Source organism: Serratia sp. LTN-2, from assembly GCF_059740205.1.
In genome coordinates, this window is record NZ_JCAXDO010000023.1 from 22,822 (window position 1) to 41,114 (window position 18,293).

General features: G+C 59.4%; 19 protein-coding genes. 12 read left to right on the plus strand and 7 right to left on the minus strand.

Annotation, left to right across the window (positions count from 1 at the left end; genetic code table 11):
* Positions 1-71 precede the first annotated feature (71 nt).
* Positions 72-380 (plus strand): ElaB/YgaM/YqjD family protein, encoded by a 309-nt coding sequence (locus AC6BYQ_RS25370; RefSeq protein WP_004928950.1) that lies wholly within the window; start codon positions 72-74, stop codon positions 378-380.
* Positions 381-441: 61 nt separating this feature from the next.
* Here AC6BYQ_RS25370 and pdxR read toward each other — a convergent pair whose 3' ends face one another.
* Positions 442-1,872, minus strand: coding sequence for a MocR-like pyridoxine biosynthesis transcription factor PdxR (gene pdxR / locus AC6BYQ_RS25375; RefSeq protein WP_498057700.1), 1,431 nt, complete (start codon positions 1,870-1,872; stop codon positions 442-444).
* 95 nt (positions 1,873-1,967) lie between these two features.
* Here pdxR and AC6BYQ_RS25380 point away from each other — a divergent pair, with 95 nt between their 5' ends.
* The 5 genes from AC6BYQ_RS25380 (at position 1,968) to nrdF (ending at position 6,422) form a co-directional block, all read left to right on the plus strand.
* A complete protein-coding gene (locus AC6BYQ_RS25380; protein ID WP_019455576.1) occupies positions 1,968-2,399 on the plus strand; it encodes a carboxymuconolactone decarboxylase family protein in 432 nt (143 codons plus the stop codon).
* Positions 2,400-2,671: 272 nt separating this feature from the next.
* Entirely contained in the window at positions 2,672-2,902 is a 231-nt protein-coding gene (nrdH, locus tag AC6BYQ_RS25385) for a glutaredoxin-like protein NrdH (RefSeq protein ID WP_004928934.1), read from the plus strand.
* 9 nt (positions 2,903-2,911) lie between these two features.
* Positions 2,912-3,316, plus strand: a complete 405-nt coding sequence (nrdI, locus tag AC6BYQ_RS25390) for a class Ib ribonucleoside-diphosphate reductase assembly flavoprotein NrdI (protein WP_063919954.1) — start codon at positions 2,912-2,914, stop codon at positions 3,314-3,316.
* Positions 3,298-5,442 (plus strand): class 1b ribonucleoside-diphosphate reductase subunit alpha, encoded by a 2,145-nt coding sequence (nrdE, locus tag AC6BYQ_RS25395; protein WP_498057701.1) that lies wholly within the window; start codon positions 3,298-3,300, stop codon positions 5,440-5,442. Before nrdI ends, nrdE begins: the two co-directional genes overlap by 19 nt.
* Positions 5,443-5,450: 8 nt before the next feature.
* Entirely contained in the window at positions 5,451-6,422 is a 972-nt protein-coding gene (gene nrdF, locus AC6BYQ_RS25400) for a class 1b ribonucleoside-diphosphate reductase subunit beta (RefSeq protein WP_498057702.1), read from the plus strand.
* Positions 6,423-6,465: 43 nt separating this feature from the next.
* Here nrdF and AC6BYQ_RS25405 read toward each other — a convergent pair whose 3' ends face one another.
* The 5 genes from AC6BYQ_RS25405 to AC6BYQ_RS25425 all read right to left on the minus strand — a co-directional run bounded on the left by AC6BYQ_RS25405 (position 6,466) and on the right by AC6BYQ_RS25425 (position 9,215).
* Positions 6,466-6,753, minus strand: coding sequence for a type II toxin-antitoxin system RelE/ParE family toxin (locus AC6BYQ_RS25405; RefSeq protein ID WP_498057703.1), 288 nt, complete (start codon positions 6,751-6,753; stop codon positions 6,466-6,468).
* Entirely contained in the window at positions 6,753-7,040 is a 288-nt protein-coding gene (locus AC6BYQ_RS25410; protein WP_498057704.1) for a CopG family ribbon-helix-helix protein, read from the minus strand. Before AC6BYQ_RS25410 ends, AC6BYQ_RS25405 begins: the two co-directional genes overlap by 1 nt.
* 77 nt (positions 7,041-7,117) lie before the next feature.
* Positions 7,118-7,312: a DUF1289 domain-containing protein gene (locus tag AC6BYQ_RS25415; RefSeq protein ID WP_498057705.1), complete on the minus strand. Its 195-nt coding sequence runs from the start codon at positions 7,310-7,312 to the stop codon at positions 7,118-7,120.
* A gap of 64 nt (positions 7,313-7,376) precedes the next feature.
* Entirely contained in the window at positions 7,377-8,117 is a 741-nt protein-coding gene (locus tag AC6BYQ_RS25420) for an SDR family oxidoreductase (RefSeq protein ID WP_063919957.1), read from the minus strand.
* 153 nt (positions 8,118-8,270) lie between these two features.
* Complete coding sequence (locus tag AC6BYQ_RS25425) at positions 8,271-9,215, minus strand: MBL fold metallo-hydrolase (RefSeq protein WP_498057706.1); 945 nt, start codon at positions 9,213-9,215, stop codon at positions 8,271-8,273.
* Positions 9,216-9,421: 206 nt separating this feature from the next.
* Between AC6BYQ_RS25425 and AC6BYQ_RS25430 the strand changes: the two genes are divergently transcribed.
* Positions 9,422-10,393 (plus strand): patatin-like phospholipase family protein, encoded by a 972-nt coding sequence (locus AC6BYQ_RS25430; RefSeq protein WP_435981798.1) that lies wholly within the window; start codon positions 9,422-9,424, stop codon positions 10,391-10,393.
* 96 nt (positions 10,394-10,489) lie between these two features.
* Here the strand turns inward: AC6BYQ_RS25430 and AC6BYQ_RS25435 are convergent, their stop codons facing one another.
* Positions 10,490-11,845 carry a 2-hydroxycarboxylate transporter family protein gene (locus tag AC6BYQ_RS25435; protein ID WP_019455583.1) on the minus strand — a complete coding sequence of 452 codons (1,356 nt, stop codon included), beginning with the start codon at positions 11,843-11,845 and terminating at the stop codon, positions 10,490-10,492.
* Between the two features lie 326 nt (positions 11,846-12,171).
* Between AC6BYQ_RS25435 and AC6BYQ_RS25440 the strand changes: the two genes are divergently transcribed.
* The 5 genes from AC6BYQ_RS25440 to proX all read left to right on the plus strand — a co-directional run bounded on the left by AC6BYQ_RS25440 (position 12,172) and on the right by proX (position 18,263).
* On the plus strand, positions 12,172-13,764 hold the full coding sequence (locus AC6BYQ_RS25440) for an ATP-binding protein (RefSeq protein WP_498057707.1): 1,593 nt from the start codon (positions 12,172-12,174) through the stop codon (positions 13,762-13,764).
* A 33-nt stretch (positions 13,765-13,797) separates the two neighbouring features.
* Positions 13,798-14,484, plus strand: a complete 687-nt coding sequence (locus AC6BYQ_RS25445) for a response regulator (RefSeq protein WP_498057708.1) — start codon at positions 13,798-13,800, stop codon at positions 14,482-14,484.
* Between the two features lie 406 nt (positions 14,485-14,890).
* The gene (gene proV / locus AC6BYQ_RS25450) at positions 14,891-16,093 is read left to right on the plus strand and encodes a glycine betaine/L-proline ABC transporter ATP-binding protein ProV (protein ID WP_063919959.1); all 1,203 of its coding nucleotides are present in this window, start codon (positions 14,891-14,893) and stop codon (positions 16,091-16,093) included.
* Positions 16,086-17,192: a glycine betaine/L-proline ABC transporter permease ProW gene (gene proW / locus AC6BYQ_RS25455; RefSeq protein WP_154747725.1), complete on the plus strand. Its 1,107-nt coding sequence runs from the start codon at positions 16,086-16,088 to the stop codon at positions 17,190-17,192. The genes proV and proW overlap by 8 nt, the downstream gene beginning before the upstream one ends.
* Positions 17,193-17,261: 69 nt before the next feature.
* Entirely contained in the window at positions 17,262-18,263 is a 1,002-nt protein-coding gene (gene proX / locus AC6BYQ_RS25460; RefSeq protein WP_498057709.1) for a glycine betaine/L-proline ABC transporter substrate-binding protein ProX, read from the plus strand.
* The last annotated feature ends 30 nt before the right edge of the window (positions 18,264-18,293 follow it).

The window sequence follows — 18,293 nt, forward strand, 5'->3', positions numbered from 1 at the left end:
TTTCCGTGATCGGCCACACAAATCTCAGCATGGTCTACACTTAAAAGACATGTGTCGAAACGGAGAGCCGAATGTTTAAGAAAGCAGAAAGAACAGAACGCGACATCGATCAGGACGTCACTCTGTTGGCCGATACGCTGGATGAAGTGTTGCGTGAGTCCGGTGACAAGACCAAAGAGGAACTGAAAGAGCTGCACAGCAAGGCGAAAGGCGTGCTGCGCGACGCAAGGGCGCGGTTCAATGGCTCCACCAGTCTGACACAGCATGCGCGCGACGCGGTCGATCAAGCCGACAGCTATGTGCGTGACAAACCCTGGCAGGGCGTAGGGATCGGTGCCGCTGTCGGCATCGTGCTCGGCGTGCTGCTGGCCCGGCGTTAACACCCCTGCAGTCATAAAGATAAAACAGATGTGCGTCTGGCCCGCGGAAATCGCGGGCCGTTTAATTTGCGCGTTTGAACAGCTGCGCCAACCCCTGCACCGCCCGCTCTGTCTCTTCTCGCCGGCTGAAATTGGCAAATCCCAACAGTAATCCTTGCCCCGCCGGATGATCGATTTGCCAATCCGACAACGCCTGCGCCGCCAACCCGTGCCGCCACGCTTGCGCCGCCAACGGCGCATCCGCCAGCCCGTGATGCAACCGAGCCAATAGCTGAATGCCACCCTGCTGCGGCACCACCGTCAGCCATGCCCCCAGCTGCCGTTCCAGCGCCTGCGTCAACCACTCGCGCCGCTGGCGGTACACCGGCCGCATGCGTTTCAGGTGGCGGTAGAAATGACCTTGGCGGATGAAATCCGCCACGCCGGCCTGCAGCAGCGGCGGGCAGCCGCAGCCGCGCAGCCGGTTGCTGCGCACGAATACCTCCGTCAGATCGGCGGGCACCACCAGATAAGCCATGCGCAGCGCCGGGAACAGCGTTTTGCTGAAAGTGCCGGCGTACAGCACCCGTCCCTGAACATCGAGACTTTTCAGTGGAGGCAGCGGCCGCCCGTGATAGCGAAATTCGCTGTCGTAGTCATCCTCGAGGATCCAGGCCGCACGCTGCTGCGCCCAGTCGAGCAGCGCCATACGCCGCGCCAGGCTGAGCGAGACGCCAAGCGGGCTTTGATGAGTCGGCGTCACCACCGCCAGCCGCGCCTCGGGCTCAGTCAGGATACCGGCGGCGACGTCCATGCCCTGTTCATCCACCGGCACGGCGACCGGCCTCACGCCGGCGGCCCGCAGCAGCGGGCGCGTGACCGGATAACCGGGATCTTCAATCCATACCGCGTCACCGGCGTGCAACAGCGTCTCCACCACCCAGTCCAACAGCGCCGGGTAGCCGGCGCAGAGGAAAATCTGTTCCGGCCGGCAGCTGATGCCGCGCGACAAATGCAGATAATGGGCGATCGCCTCACGCAGTTCAGGCAGGCCGCCGGCCGGCGGCAGCGCCAGGGAAGCCACCGTAGAACCGCGCAGCTGGCGGGCGACAATGCGCTGCCACAGCGCCCGAGGAAACGCATCCAGCGCCGGCACGCCCAGTTGGAAAGGCTGCAGCATGCCCTGCGGCTGCAGCGGATCGGGCGCCACCGCCGGCAGCGACGGTGCAGCGGACGCCGCCCCCTGCATGGGTGGCAACTGCGGCGAGACATAGGTGCCCGCCTGCCCCCGGCTCAGCAAGAAACCTTCGGCGATCAGTTGAGCATAGGCGCTTTCCACCGTGGCACGCGCCACGCCAAGATCGCTCGCCAACCCGCGCACCGAAGGCAGCCGGCTGCCCGCCGCCAGGTTGCCCTGGGCGATGGCGTCTTTGATTCGCAGATAAATCTGCCGGTACAGCGGCTCGGCGAGCCGGCTGTCCAAACGCAGCGAGGTCAGGAAAGTTGGCATCATGGCCCGGTTAAATAATCATTTTATGGCCCTATAGCATAGACCATAAGGCCGCTAAAGTAGCGTCATGATTTCGTTACTCCCCATTGAGGTTGACCATGATTAAGCAACGTTTGAACTACGCCGAGCTGGCGCCCGCCCCATACAAAAATATGGTGAGCGCGCTGATGGCGCTGGAGAAAGGCGCTCTGGACAAAGCGACCATCGAGTTGATGTTTATGCGCGTTTCGCAGATCAACGGCTGCGCCTACTGCCTGGACATGCACGGTAAAGCGCTACGCGAAAGCGGCTTCAGCCACGCCAAACTCGATACGCTGGCGGGCTGGCGCGTCAGCCATGAATTCAGCGCACGTGAGCGCGCGGCTCTGGAATGGGCCGAGTCGGTGACGCTGATCGCTGCCACCGGCGCGCCGGACAGCGCTTTTGAGGCGCTGAAAGCGCACTTCAGCGACGCCGAGATCGCCGATCTGACCTTTGCCATCAGCATCATGAACGCCTTCAACCGACTGGCCGTCAGCATGCGTCAATAATGCGTTCGCCTCCCCTTCTTCTCTGAGAGGGGGAATTTCCCACCCGCAAAAAAATTTTCCCCTCGCCTTCCCAGCCCCGACGCGGCCTGCGTATCACTTCACACAAAACACCATATATAGCGTGGTTGATAAAACAAATATCAACATATAGTATTTTATAGGTCAGCCGCAGGGAATGTCGTTCGGTTGATAACGCCGTCAGAAACGCCAGGAACGATGCTCCGTTATCTGACTTGTCCGCCTTTCCTTCAGCCTAAAGGTAAATGCGAATCATGAGCATTATTATTTACAGTAAGCCGGACTGTGTCCAGTGCAACGCCACCTATCGCGCATTTGATAAGCAGGGGATTGATTATCAGGTGATCGATCTCACTCAGGATCAGCAGGCGCTGAACCACGTTAAATCATTAGGTTATCAGCAGGTTCCGGTGATTATCGCCGGTGACGATCACTGGTCCGGTTTCCGTCCGGACAAAATCGGCGCGCTGGCGCTCACCTGCTGAGGCCCGCCGATGAATCCGCTGGTCTATTTCTCCAGCAGCTCGGAGAACACCCATCGATTCGTTGAGAAACTGGGCCTACCGGCGATCCGCATTCCGATCGCCGGCGCCCGCAGCAAATTGCTGATGGAACAACCCTATATCTTGATCGTGCCCAGCTATGGCGGCGGCAGCGCCGTCGGCGCGGTGCCGATCCAGGTGATCCGCTTTCTCAACGTTCCGCAAAACCGTTCCTACCTGCGCGGCGTCATCGCCGCCGGGAACACTAACTTCGGCGCGGCATACGGCATCGCCGGCGACATCATCGCCAAAAAATGCCAGGTGCCTTTTTTGTACCGCTTCGAGCTGCTCGGCACCTCGCAAGACGTTGAAAACGTTCGACAGGGAGTAACCGCATTTTGGCAACGACAGAACTGACCAGGCCCGAGACGGGCGCGCTGGATTACCATTCGCTCAACGCGATGCTCAATCTTTACGATGCGGAAGGCCGGATCCAGTTCGACAAGGATCGGCTGGCGGCGCGGCAATACTTCCTGCAGCACGTCAACCAAAATACCGTGTTCTTCCATAACCTGGAGGAAAAGCTGCGCTATCTGGTGGAAGAAGGCTACTACGAGCCGCAGGTGCTGGCGCAGTACGAGTTCCCGTTTATCAAGCAGCTGTTCCAGCAGGCCTACGCCAAAAAATTCCGCTTCGAGACCTTCCTCGGCGCCTTCAAGTACTACACCAGCTATACGCTCAAAACCTTCGACGGCAAGCGCTATCTGGAACGCTACGAAGATCGGGTGTGCATGGTGGCGATGACGCTGGCGGCGGGCGATACCGCCCTGGCGCAGGATCTGGTGGAGGAGATGATTTCGGGCCGCTTCCAGCCGGCCACGCCGACCTTCCTCAACTGCGGCAAACGCCAGCGCGGCGAACTGGTCTCCTGCTTCCTGCTGCGCATCGAAGACAATATGGAATCGATCGGCCGGGCGGTGAACTCCGCGCTGCAGCTATCGAAACGCGGCGGCGGCGTGGCCTTCCTGCTGAGCAATATTCGCGAAGTGGGCGCGCCGATCAAGCGCATCGAGAACCAGTCTTCCGGCGTCATTCCGATCATGAAAATGCTCGAAGACGCCTTCTCCTACGCCAACCAGCTCGGCGCGCGCCAGGGGGCCGGCGCGGTGTATCTCAACGCCCACCACCCGGACATTCTGCGTTTTCTCGACACCAAGCGGGAAAACGCCGACGAGAAGATCCGTATCAAAACGCTGTCGCTGGGGGTGGTGATCCCGGATATCACCTTCGAACTGGCGAAGAACAACGAAGAGATGTACCTGTTCTCGCCCTACGACGTAGAGCGGGTGTATGGCTTGCCGCTGTCTGAAATCAGCGTCAGTGAAAAATACCGCGAAATGGTGGACGACAAGCGCATCCGCAAGTCGCGCATCAACGCGCGCGAGTTCTTCCAGGTGCTGGCGGAGATCCAGTTCGAATCCGGCTACCCGTATGTCATGTTCGAGGACACGGTCAACCGGGAGAACCCGATCGCCGGTCGCATCAACATGAGCAACCTGTGTTCGGAGATCCTGCAGGTCAACCGCGCCAGCACGTATCATGAGGATCTGAGCTACGATCGCATCGGCAAGGACATCTCCTGCAACCTCGGCTCGCTGAACATCGCCAAAACCATGGACGCGCCGGACTTCGGCAAGGCGATCGAGACCGCGATCCGCGCGCTGACCGCGGTGGCCGACATGAGCGACATCCGCTCGGTGCCCTCGATCGCCGAAGGCAACCGCAGCGCCCGCGCCATCGGTCTGGGCCAGATGAACCTGCACGGTTACCTGGCGCGCGAGCGCATCTTCTACGGCTCGGAAGAAGGCATCGACTTCACCAATCTCTATTTCTATACCGTAGCCTATCACGCCATCCGCGCCTCGAATCGGCTGGCGATCGAACGCGGCGGCACGTTCGACGGCTTTGAGCACTCTCGCTATGCCAGCGGCGAGTACTTCGACAAGTACACCGAACGCGACTGGCTGCCGCAGACCGAGCGGGTGCGCGAGCTGTTCGCCACCACCGGCATCGCCATTCCGGGCCGCGACGACTGGCGCGCGCTGCGCCAGTCGGTGATGATGCACGGGCTGTACAACCAGAACCTGCAGGCGGTGCCGCCGACCGGTTCCATCTCGTACATCAACAACGCCACCTCCAGCATCCATCCGATCGTTTCGCGCATCGAGATCCGCAAGGAGGGCAAGATCGGCCGCGTTTACTATCCCGCGCCTTACATGACCAACGACAACCTGGCGTATTACCAGGATGCCTACGAGATTGGCCCGGAGAAAATCATCGATACCTATGCCGCCGCCACGCAACACGTCGATCAGGGGCTGTCGCTGACGTTGTTCTTCCGCGATACCGCCACCACCCGCGACATCAACCGCGCGCAGATCTACGCCTGGCGCAAAGGCATCAAGACCATTTACTACATCCGCCTGCGCCAGATGGCGCTGGAAGGCACCGAGGTGCAGGGCTGCGTGTCCTGCTCGCTGTGAGGCAACTTATGACGACCATAACATCGGCGCCGCTGGTGCGCGCCATCAACTGGAACATCATCGAAGACGACAAGGATCTGGAGGTGTGGAACCGCCTGACCTCCAACTTCTGGCTGCCGGAGAAGGTGCCGCTGTCCAACGATATCCCCTCCTGGGCCACGCTGACGCCGAAGGAGCAGCAGCTGACCATTCGGGTGTTCACCGGGCTGACGCTGCTGGACACCATCCAGAACACTGTCGGCGCGCCGGCCCTGATCGCCGATGCGCTGACGCCGCACGAAGAGGCGGTGTACTCCAACATCAGTTTTATGGAGGCGGTGCACGCCCGCTCTTACAGCTCAATCTTCTCCACCCTGTGCCAAACGCCGGACGTGGATGACGCCTATCGCTGGAGCGAGGAAAATCGCGCTCTGCAGAAGAAAGCCGGCATCATTCTGGCGCACTACCGCAGCGACGATCCGCTGCTGAAAAAAGTCGCCAGCGTCTTCCTCGAGTCGTTCCTGTTCTATTCGGGCTTTTATCTGCCGATGTACTGGTCCAGCCGCGCCAAGCTGACCAACACCGCCGATCTGATCCGCCTGATCATTCGCGACGAGGCGGTGCATGGCTACTATATCGGCTATAAGTTCCAGAAAGGGTTGGAGAAGGTGGACGCTGCGCGGCGCCAACAGGTGAAAAACTTCGCCTTCGATCTGCTGCAGGATCTGTACGACAACGAGGTGCGCTACACCGAGGAGCTGTACGACGGCGTCGGCTGGACGGAAGACGTGAAGACCTTCCTGCACTACAACGCCAACAAGGCGCTGATGAACCTCGGGTATGAAGCGCTGTTCCCACCGGCGATGGCAGAGGTTAACCCGGCGATCCTGTCGGCGCTGTCACCGAACGCCGACGAAAACCACGACTTCTTCTCCGGTTCAGGTTCGTCCTACGTTATCGGCAAAGCGGTCAACACCGAGGATGAGGACTGGGATTTCTGACGGCATGGCAACGATACCGGTCTTTCTGGCCGGTATCGTGCATTCAATACCCTCGTTCTTTCTGACTACGGAGCGCCAGAACAAACGCCGTATCGATATCAGGGATGTATTTGTAGAGCGCCAAATAACCGCGAGCTTGCTGCCCAATAATCAATTCACGCAGTCCTGCGTCAAGAGACCGTCCGATCAATGGATTATGTTCCAATACCGCAATCGCCTGGATGATTTCCTGAATGCGCCGCCCTACATCCGCAGCACCATACTGAGCCAAATGAGCGAGAATACGTTCGATATCATCCCTGACCTCTGGCGCCAACTCGACATTTGCCATCAGCGCCCCAGTTTTTTAACGGCAGGTTTAACCGCGGCGGTGTTACCCGCAGCGTAATTTTCCAAATAACCGCGCATCTCTTTCCAAGAGACCGTCTCTCCCGTCGCAATTATCTTGGCATAGCGTTTTTCCGCTTCATTCTCAAAGTCACGGCGCAACTCTTCTTGCTGCGTTTTCTCCGCAATTGCCTGCAAAATAAAGCTGTGAGAAGTCACGCCAGCCTGCTCGGCGACGGCGGCCACGCGGGCTTTAAGCTCATCAGGAATACGGATGGTCGTCGTAGGCATAAGCGCTCCCAACGTCTGTCAGTTACATGTAGCTCAATTGTGCTACACGAAGTCTGGCAGCGCAATAACACTGAGGATTATTTCACCCATTGACGCAGCTCAAGCCGCCGCCAGATGGCGCGCTTCTCCGCGTCGCTGGCGGTCGGCCAGGCGGCGATCTCCGCCCGCGTGCGCCGGCATCCCCGGCACTGCTGCGTCTCATCATCAAGCCGACACAGGCTGATGCAGGGCGACCTGACGCCGAGATGAGAGTGCTGATTGTTGCCCGCCATAAACCGCCCTTGATGTGATGTGTGCCGCCACAGGATACCCGATCCGGCGGCGGCGCGCCGTCAATCAGATGATGCCGCCGTTGGCGCGCAGGGTTTGGCCATTGATCCAGCCGCCGTCGGCCCCCGCGAGAAAGGCCACCGCCGCCGCGATGTCTTCCGGCGAGCCCAGGCGTTCCAGCGGCGCCATCTTCGCCAGCCGCTCGATAAGCTCCGGGGTTTTGCCGTCGAGGAACAAGCCGGTGGCGGTCGGCCCCGGCGCGACGGCGTTCACCGTGATATTGCGGCCACGCAGCTCTTTCGCCAGCACGCTGGTCAACGCCTCGATCGCCGCCTTACTGGCGGCATACATGCCGTAACCCGGCTGCAGCAACCCCACCACGCTGGAGGAGAAGTTGATGATGCGACCGTTGTCGCGCAGGCGCTTCGCCGCCTCGCGCATCGTGTTGAAACTGCCTTTCAGGTTGATGTCGAGCAGGCGATTCACCTCTTCATCCCCCATGTCCGCTATCGGCGCCAGCGCGATCACCCCGGCGTTATTGACCAGGACATCGACGCCGCCAAACGCCTGTTCGGCGCTGTCGAACAGCCGGGCGACCGCAGCCGCATCGCTGACGTCGGCTTTAACGCTCAAGGCGCGGCCGCCGCGCTGTTCTATCTTGCGCGCCAGTTCGTCGGCCGGTGCCGGGTTGCCCGAATAGTTGATGACGACGGTAAAGCCGTCGGCGGCCAAGCGCTCGGCGATAGCGGCGCCGATGCCGCGCGATGCGCCGGTAACGATGGCGACAGGAGGCGTTTTCTGGTTCATCGGGAGATCCTTAAAGAAAGCAACGGGCAGAGCGTTCATCATGCACTGTTTATCACGGCGAATCAGCCCCGATTCTCTGGCATCATAATCCCAAATTATCGAACAATGCCGCTGGGCTCTGTTCGATGGCCGCCCAACGGGCGGCCATGTCCATTACAGCGCGCCGTAGTTCAGCGGCACCCAGGTATAGCCTTCACCCTGGCGGTTCAGGTAACCCAATCCCGGGAACGACAGGTGTGCGCCACCGACCAGCTCGCTCTGCCGTGCACTGTCGCTGAACACCCGCAGCCGCTGGGCGACCGCCGCCTTGGCGTCGCTGTCAAAGCCGATCGCCACCTTCGGATGCGGCATCTGCACCGCCGCTACGTGGATCAGATCCCCCAACAGCAGCAGCTTTTTACCCTGACTCGTCACCTGATAGACGCTGTGGCCCGGCGTATGGCCATGGGCGGCAAAGGCGGCAATGCCCGGCGAAAGTTCACCGTCGCCGTTGAACGGCTTAAAATGGCCGGCCGTCTGGTAAGGTTTGATCGCCGCCTGGGCTCTTTCGAAGTTGCTTTTGCTCTCCGCATTAGCCTGTTTCAGCCGCTCGGCGCTTAGCCAGAAGTCCGCATCCTGGCTGGCGGCGCGCACCACCGCATTGGGGAATACCGCCTTACCATCGCGCGTCAGACCGCCAAGATGGTCCGGGTGCATATGGGTCAGGTAGATCTCATCCACCTGTTCCGGCTGGTAGCCCGCCGCGCGCAGGTTATCCACCAGCTTGCCCAGCCCGCCGCCCAGCAGTTGGCCGGCACCGCTGTCGATCATCACCAGCTTGTCACCGGTATTGATCAGATAGGCATTGACCGAGGTGACCACCGGCAGGCTTTGATGCTGCTCGCCTAACCCGGCGGCGATCTGCTGCGGCGTGCTGTTCAGCAACAGTTTGTCCGCCGGCAGGCGAATGATGCCGTCAGACAATGCGGTCACTTCAAAACCGCCCAACATGATGCGGTAGAATCCCGGCGTCGGGGTTTTGGCCTGCGGCGCGGCGGCCCCGGCCTGTAATGACATAACGGCCAGCGCCGCCCCCAGCAGACAACGTTTCCAGAACATGATGACTCCTTGCGAGAATTGAACAGCGCTAAGTATTGACGCAAAAAGCCCGATGCGCCTGTTTAATAAATGCCTTTGATAAATATATAAATAATATATTTACTGTGAATAATTTTGTTTGCCGACTCACACAACCCCAATCAATATTTTCTCGTTCGCCACTTGGTTATTTTTCTTACTCCCTAAACCACGAGTAAGGAAATAACATGAGCTATCAATTCGAAAACCTGGTCTTTGAAGGCGGCGGCGTAAAAGGCATCGCCTATGGCGGCGCGCTGGAGCTGCTGGAAGCCAAAGGCATCATGCCGCAGATCAAGCAAACCTCCGGTGCCTCGGCGGGCGCCATCGCCGCACTGCTGGTCGGCCTGGGCTGCAGCTCGGCAGACGTAACCAAAATTCTGTCGGCGATGGATTTTAAAAAATTCCTCGATTATAACGGCGGCTTTTTCGGCACGATCCAGGACGCCTATCGCCTGTTCAATCAATACGGCATCGCACCCGGCGATTATTTCTATCAATGGTCGCGCGATATTATCAAGCAATATACCGGCAACCCGGATATTACTTTCGAACAGTTCGAAGCGATGAAGGCGGCGAAAGGGTTCAAGTCGATTTACTTTATCGGCGCCAACCTCAACAGCGGTCAGCGCGAGGTCTATTCTCACCGCACCACGCCGCGTATGAAAGTGGCGGACGGCCTGCGCATTTCGATGTCGTTCCCGTTCGCCTTCGTGGCAAAGAACAATACCCTGGGCGATCTGTGCATGGACGGCGGCATGATCGACAACTATCCGGTGCGGCTCTTCGATTATGACTTCTCCGCCACGCCGCCTTACATCGACAGCGCCAGCCAGCGCATCAACACCCGCACGCTGGGCCTTCGCCTGGATTCCGCCAGCGAAATCGCCCAGGCCGCCGGCCAGGCCGGCCCGCGCACGCCGGTCAACAACCTGTTTGATTTCACCCTGGCGGTGGCCAACGTGATGCTGGACATCCAAACCAAGGTACATCTGGACAGCGATGACTGGAAACGCACCGTGTATGTCGACACGCTCGACGTCGGCACGCTGGAGTTCGGCATCAGCGAGGAGAAAAAACGCGCGCTGATCGAATCCGGCCGTCGCGGCGTAGAGCGCTACTTCGCCTGGTATGACGCCGCCATGAAGCAAGCGGCCTAACCGGTGTTTTCCCGCCTGCGCGGCCGGCCGGCACGCGGGCAAAAAAATCCCCGCGGGGGCGGGGAAAGGCAAAGTAACGCTAAGGATTTATAGGAGTTATACGAAGAACTTGGCCAACACCAGCAGCGACAGTGAGACGTTGATAGCGCCGCCGATACGGGTTGCGATCTGGGCGAACGGCATCAGCGACATGCGGTTGCCGGCGGTGAGGATCGCGACGTCGCCGGTGCCGCCCTGCCCACTCTGGCAGCAGGAGACGATCGCCACGTCGATAGGGTGCATACCGATTTTCTTGCCGACGAAGAAACCGGTCGCCACCAGCGCGCTGACGGTCGTGACGATCACGATCAGGTTCTGTACGGTAAACGCGTCCACCAGCTCTTGCCATGGCGTGATGGCCACCCCGACGGCGAACAGGATCGGATAAGTCACGGCGGTGCGGAAGAATTTGTACACCACCTGCGAACCTTCCTGAATGCGCGGCGATACCCCGTGCGCCAGTTTCACCGCCACGGCGGCGAACAGCATGCCCACCGGCGCCGGCAGGCCGATCAGACGGTGCAGCAGCATGCCCACCATATACAGCAGAATGGCCAGCAGCGCGCCGCAGGCGATAGTGCTGACATCAACCTTGCCGCTGATCTTTTCCACCGCGTTCATGTCGCCGTCGCCCTGCTTGCTCGGCATCAGGCTGCCTTCGCCGGTCAGATGCGGATAACGCTTGCCCAGTTGATTGAGCAGGCCGGCGATGACGATGGCGGTCAGGCTGCCGAGCATCACGATCGGCAGGATGCGCCCCAACGCCACGCCTTGCTCCATGTGCAGGATCGCCGCGTAGCCCATCGACAACGGAATCGCCCCTTCACCCACGCCGCCGGCCATGATCGGCAGGATCAGGAAGAAGAAGATCTGGAACGGCTCCAGGCCCAGCGCCATGCCGACGCCCATCCCCACCAGCATGCCGACGATCTCGCCGCACAGCATCGGAATGAAGATGCGCAGGAAGCCCTGGATCAACACCTGGCGGTTCATGCTCATGATGCTGCCGACGATGATGCAGCAGATGTAGAGATAAAGAATGTTGGTCGATTTGTAGAACTTGGTGGTCGATTCCACCACCACGTCCGGCAACAGGCCATAGTGCACCAGCGCAGAAGGAATGAAGGTGGCGCAGATCGCCGCCGCGCCCATTTTGCCGATCAGCGGCAGGCGCTTGCCGAATTCGCCGCAGGCGAAACCGAAGAACGCCAGCGTGGCCACCATCACCACGATGTCGCTCGGCAGCTTGCCTTCCAGGCAATCGAGCAGAATCAATACGCCGGCCAGAATAAAGAACGGTAACGGAATGATCCCTACTTTATAATTGTCCAGTATCCGCCACCATTTTTCACGCAGAGGAATATCGGCGGTCTTGTCTTTGGCTACGAGGTAAGAATCATCTGTTGTGCTCATAATCTGGCCTCTTATTAGTTTGTTCAGCCATCATAGAGAAGCGCACGGATTATCTGCTGTGATTATGTTCAAAATTAAAAAGGGTTTTTAATGGTGGTTATGGTTTCTATGGGGTTAATTAAGATTATGTAAAACCCGGCGTGGTTTTAATGGTGTTAATACCGTTTTTATTTTAAAGCTTATCAACTTTATCGCAGACGAACAATTCTCGTCCGTTTCACTCTAATCCCGTGTGAGGGATCACAAGTTGATCGGGCGCAATATTACAGACCCCGCTTCTCGTGATAGGGTAAGGCTTCAGGATCTCTTTACGGTAAAGCTCCGCCATGCGCCTTAAACTCTCATTTCAAATCAAACTGTTTCTGTGCCTGGTGGCCTTCTCCTGCCTGCTGCTGACCTGCATCGGCGCCTACACCTATTATCAGCTGGATGCGCAGCTGCACCGCGATCTCGGCGCCCGCGCCCAGGTGCAGGCGCGGGAAATCGCCCTTATCCCTTCGCTGGTGGACGCGGTGGAAAAGAGTGACGCCGCCAGGATCGCCGCGCTGATGAAAAAAATCCGCGCCAGCAGCGATGCCAGCTATATCGTTATCGGCGATAATCATGCCCGCCATCTTTATCATTCCGAATATGAAGGCCGCCTGGGTACGCCGATGATCGGCGGCGATAATAAAGAGGTGTTGGAAGGCAAAAGCATTATTTCCATTCGCAAGGGCGGCATCGGCGTATCATTACGCAGCAAGGCGCCGATCCTGGATGAAAATAACCGCGTTATCGGCATCGTTTCCGTCGGCTATTTGAAATCGCATATTGATAGTTTAAATGCCAGGACGTTGACGCAAATTATCGGCTCCATCGTCCTGCTGCTGATCGCCCTGTTCGTTTTTTCCTGGCTGCTGTCGAAAAACCTCAAGCGTCAGATGTTCTGGCTGGAGCCGAAAGAGATCGCGCTGCTGGTGCGCCAACAGAAAGCGCTGCTGGAAGCCATCTATGAAGGGGTGATCGCCGTCGATCCGCAGCTGCGGATCATCACCATCAACCATGCGGCGCGCGAGCTGCTCGATCTGCACCAGCCCGCCGCCGGCTTGCTGGGCCGGCCGATCGGCGAAGTGATCCAGGCGCAGCCGAACTTCTTCGGCGCCGCGCAGCTGGGCCAGGATACGCACGATGAGGTGTGCCGTTTCAACCACGTGCGGGTGATCGCCAGCCGGGTGCGCATCATGCAGGAGCAGGAGCTGCAAGGCTGGGTGATCAGCTTCCGCGACAAGAACGATATCAATACCCTGAGCAGCCAGCTCAGCCAGGTGAAACGCTATGCCGACAACCTGCGCATCATGCGCCACGAGCAGCTGAACTGGACCGCCACGCTGGCCGGACTGCTGCACATGCAGCGCTATGACGAGGCCATCCGCTATGTGGAAGCCCAGTCGGAGGGCGCGCAGGAGATCCTCGATTTCATTTCACAGCGCTTCAGTTCGGCGGCGCTGTGCGGCCTGCTGCTGGGCAAATACTCCAGCGCCAGAGAAAAAGGCATCGAATTGCGCTTCGATCCGGCCTGCCAGCTGCGGCAGATCCCGGCGGCGCTGAATGAGACCGAACTGATGTCGATCATCGGCAACCTGCTGGATAATGCGGTGGAAGCGACGCTGCACTGCCCGGCCCCGCACGACGCGATCGAACTCTATATCAGCGACAGCAGCAACGAGCTGGTGATCGAAGTGGCGGATCGCGGCACCGGCATCGCCGAGGAAATTCGTGATACGCTGTTTGAACAGGGCGTGACCACCAAAGCGGATAAAAGCGACCACGGCATCGGCCTGCATCTGGTCGCCAGCCATGTGGCGCAGGCGCACGGCAGCATAGAAGTGTCGGACAACGAGCCGCACGGCGCGATATTCTCTATATTTATCCCTAAATAAAACCCATAACCCGATTTTTTTGAGCACCCGATTATGTCACACCAAGCACTGGACGTTCTGATCGTGGAAGACGAGCCGCAACTGGCGACGCTGCACGCGGAGTTCATCGAGAAAAATTTCAACCTGCGGGTGGTAGCCTATGCCGCCACGCTGGCCGAAGCGCGGGCCAAAGCCAATGAGCATCAGCCGCGTCTGATCCTGCTGGATAACTTCCTGCCGGACGGCCAGGGCATCGAGCTGATGGAAGAACCGGCGGTAAAAAACCCCGCCTGTTCGGTGATCTTCATCACCGCCGCCAGCGACATGCATACCTGCAGCCAGGCGATCCGCAACGGCGCCTTCGATTACATCATCAAACCGGTGTCCTACAAGCGGCTGCGCAATTCGCTCGAGCGTTTCATGCAGTTCGTACAGACCCAGCGCACCTTCAAGATCATCGACCAGGACAACGTCGATGCGCTGTATAACCTGCAGTCGAAGCAGTTCTCCAGCGAGCCGAGCGCCAAAGGCATCGAAACCAACACCCTTGAGCTGGTGCAGACGCTGTTTATCGCCCAGCCGGCGGTGGCGCATGCGGTGGAAGACGTGGTTGAACAGGTCGGCATCAGCAAAACCACCGCCCGCCGTTATCTGGAATACTGCGTCGCCACCCAGTTCGTGCGAGTGGAGATGCTGTACGGCAATATCGGCCATCCGCGGCGGCTGTATCGCAAGGCCTGAGGCTGCCATCTGGCTGTCATATTCAGGCGATAACATAGCGCCCGACGATATCCCCCTCGATATCGGCACCTGTCGTTAACACTGATGAAATACTGATGACTTTTACCCGGCCTCTGGTCGGGTTTTTTATTATGCGAACGGCAGGTGCAGAACCGAAATATCCCATTGCTTCACGCCGTGTTATTCCCTCCTAAAACCAATCATGATGGCGAATAACGGCCGGCAATTTTGAGTCACGGGCCAAATTACCATAACTAATTAAAACCTTGATGTAAACCACTAATATCCCATTTAAATGACATTGAGGGTTGTCTCAGATATTCACTGTGTTAGGGTAAAAAGCTCTTTTATTTTGCTAAGGACAGCCCATAACGCTTTAATTAAACCAGAGGAAACAGCAAATTGCATGGCAATTAAACTCGAAGTAAAGAACCTGTATAAGATATTTGGCGAACACCCGGAACGCGCATTCAAACTGCTGGATAAAGGTCTGACAAAAGATCGGCTGTTGGAAAAAACCGGCTTATCGCTCGGCGTAAAAGACGCCACTCTGGCCATTGAAGAAGGCGAGATATTTGTCATCATGGGGCTCTCCGGTTCCGGCAAGTCCACCCTGGTACGCCTTCTCAATCGTCTGATAGAACCCACCCGCGGTCAGGTGCTGATCGACGGTGAGGACATCGCCAAAATATCTGACGCCGCGCTGCGCACCGTGCGGCGAAATAAGATCAGCATGGTATTTCAGTCATTCGCGCTTATGCCGCATATGAATGTCCTGAATAACACCGCCTTTGGCATGGAATTAGCCGGCATACCGCTGCAAGAACGCCAGGAAAAAGCGCTGGACGCCCTGCGCCAGGTCGGGCTGGAGAATTATGCGTTGTCTTATCCGGATGAATTATCCGGCGGCATGCGTCAACGCGTGGGATTAGCCCGTGCGATGGCCAACGACCCGGATATATTATTGATGGACGAGGCCTTCTCGGCGCTCGATCCGTTAATTCGCACCGAGATGCAGGATGAGCTGGTGAAATTACAGGCCCAGCATCAGCGCACCATCGTATTTATTTCCCACGATCTGGACGAAGCGATGCGCATTGGCGATCGCATCGCCATCATGCAGGGCGGCGAAGTGATCCAGGTCGGCACGCCGGACGAGATCCTGAATAACCCGGCCAACGACTATGTGCGAACTTTCTTCCGCGGTGTGGACATCAGTCATGTGTTCAGCGCCAAGGATATCGCCCAACGGCGCCCGGTAACGCTGATCCGCAAAACTCCCGGCTTTGGCCCGCGCTCGGCGCTGCAGCTGCTGCGCGATGAGGACCGTGATTATGGTTATGTTGTTGAACGCGGGAAGAAATTTATCGGCGTGGTGTCGATAGAGTCGCTGAAAAAGGCGCTGTCCGCCAATCAGACGCTGGACGATGCCCTGCTCGAAGCGCCCGCCGCCGTGCCGGCCGACACGCCGCTCAGCGATCTGATCTCTCTAGTCGCCCAGGCGCCGTGCGCGGTACCGGTGGTATGCGAAGAACATAACTATCTCGGCATCATCTCCAAGGCCATGCTGCTGCAGGCGTTGGACAAGGAGGGCTCCGCCAATGAGTGATACCACGCAAACCCAAGATCCCTGGGCTACCGCACCGGCCGATACCGGCGCCGCACCCGCTCACGATGCCGCCGCCAACGCCGGCGACGCCTGGTCCAGCGCGCCACCGCCGGCCGCCCATGACGCCGCCGCGTCAGGCGCCGATTGGCTGAGCAGCGCCCCGGCCCAGCCGGAGCACTTCAGCCTGCTCGATCCGTTCCACAAAGCCTGGGTGCCGTTCGACGCCTGGGTCACGCAAGGCATCGACTGGCTGGTGCTGCACTTCCGCCCGCTGTTCCAGGGCATCCGCGTGCCGGTGGACATGATCCTGAGCGGCTTCCAGCAACTGCTGCTGGGCATGCCAGCACCGATCGCCATTCTGGTGTTCTCGCTGCTCGCCTGGCAGGTCGCCGGTTTCGGCATGGGCGCCGCAACGCTGCTGTCCCTGGTCGCCATTGGCGCCATCGGCGCCTGGTCGCAGGCGATGGTCACGCTGGCGCTGGTGCTGACCGCGCTGTTCTTCTGCATCCTTATCGGCCTGCCGCTCGGCATCTGGCTGGCGCGCAGCAAGCACGCCGCCAAGGTGATAAGGCCGCTGCTCGACGCGATGCAAACCACCCCGGCCTTCGTCTATCTGGTGCCGATCGTCATGCTGTTCGGCATCGGCAACGTGCCGGGCGTGGTGGTGACCATTATCTTCGCACTGCCGCCGATCGTGCGTCTGACCATTCTCGGCATCAAGCAGGTGCCGGAGGATCTGATCGAGGCCGCCGAATCCTTCGGCGCCAGCCCACGCCAGCTGCTGTTCAAGGTGCAGCTGCCGCTGGCGATGCCGACCATCATGGCCGGCGTGAACCAGACGCTGATGTTGGCGCTGTCGATGGTCGTCATCGCCTCGATGATCGCCGTCGGCGGTCTGGGGCAGATGGTGCTGCGCGGCATCGGCCGGCTGGATATGGGCCTGGCCGCCGTCGGCGGCGTCGGCATCGTGATCCTGGCGATCATTCTCGATCGCCTCACCCAATCGCTGGGGCGCGATCGCCGCAGCAAGGGCATCGGCCGCTGGTACCGCCGCGGCCCTATCGGGTTGCTTACCCGTCCGTTCATCAAACAAGCCTGACGCTTTTCCCGCCGGCGGCTGTGGCCCCGGCGGGCTATGACACCACCACATTGAAAGAGGGGAAACACTATGCGCACCACGGGCATCTGGGCTCTCGCCCTGACGACGCTGATTGGTACACAGAGCGCCATTGCGGCGGATTTACCCGGTAAAGGGATCGCGGTACAGCCGGTGCAAAGCACCATTTCCGAAGAGACTTTCCAGACGCTGCTGGTCAGCAAGGCGCTGGAAAAACTGGGTTACGACGTGAAGGAACCACGCGAGGTGGATTACAACGTCGCCTACACCTCCATCGCCTCCGGCGACGCGACCTTTATTGCGGTCAACTGGGATCCGCTGCACGCCGATCAGTACAAGGCCGCCGGCGGCGACACCAAGTTCTACCGAGAAGGCGTCTACGTCAACGGCGCCGCGCAGGGTTACCTGATCGACAAGAAAACCGCCGAGCAGTACCACATCACCAACGTCGAGCAGCTCAAGGATCCCAAGATCGCCAAGTTGTTCGACACCAACGGCGACGGCAAGGCCGATCTGACCGGCTGCACCCCGGGGTGGGGCTGCGAGGCGGTGATCAACCACCACATCAAGGCCTACGGCCTGAGCAACACCGTCGAACACAATCAGGGCAACTACGCGGCGATGATCGCCGACACCATCACCCGCTACAAAGAGGGCAAGCCGGTGCTGTATTACACCTGGACGCCGTACTGGGTCAGCGATGTGATGGTACCGGGCCGCGACGTGGTCTGGCTGCAGGTGCCGTTCTCCTCCCTGCCGGGCGAGCAGAAAAGCGTCGATACCAAGCTGCCTAACGGCGCCAACTACGGCTTCCCGGTCAACACCATGCGCATCGCCGCCAACAAACAGTGGGCCGAAGCCAACCCGGCGGCCGCCAAGCTGTTCGCCATCATGAAGCTGCCGATCGCCAACATCAACGCGCAAAACCTGCGCATGCACGAAGGCCAGGCTTCGGAAGCCGACATCCAAAACCACGTTAACGGCTGGATCAAGGCACACCAGGCAACCTTCGACGGCTGGGTGAAAGCCGCCGCCGCCGCGGCGAAGCCGTAACCGCTCGGGGGCGCCGCAACCGCGCGCCCC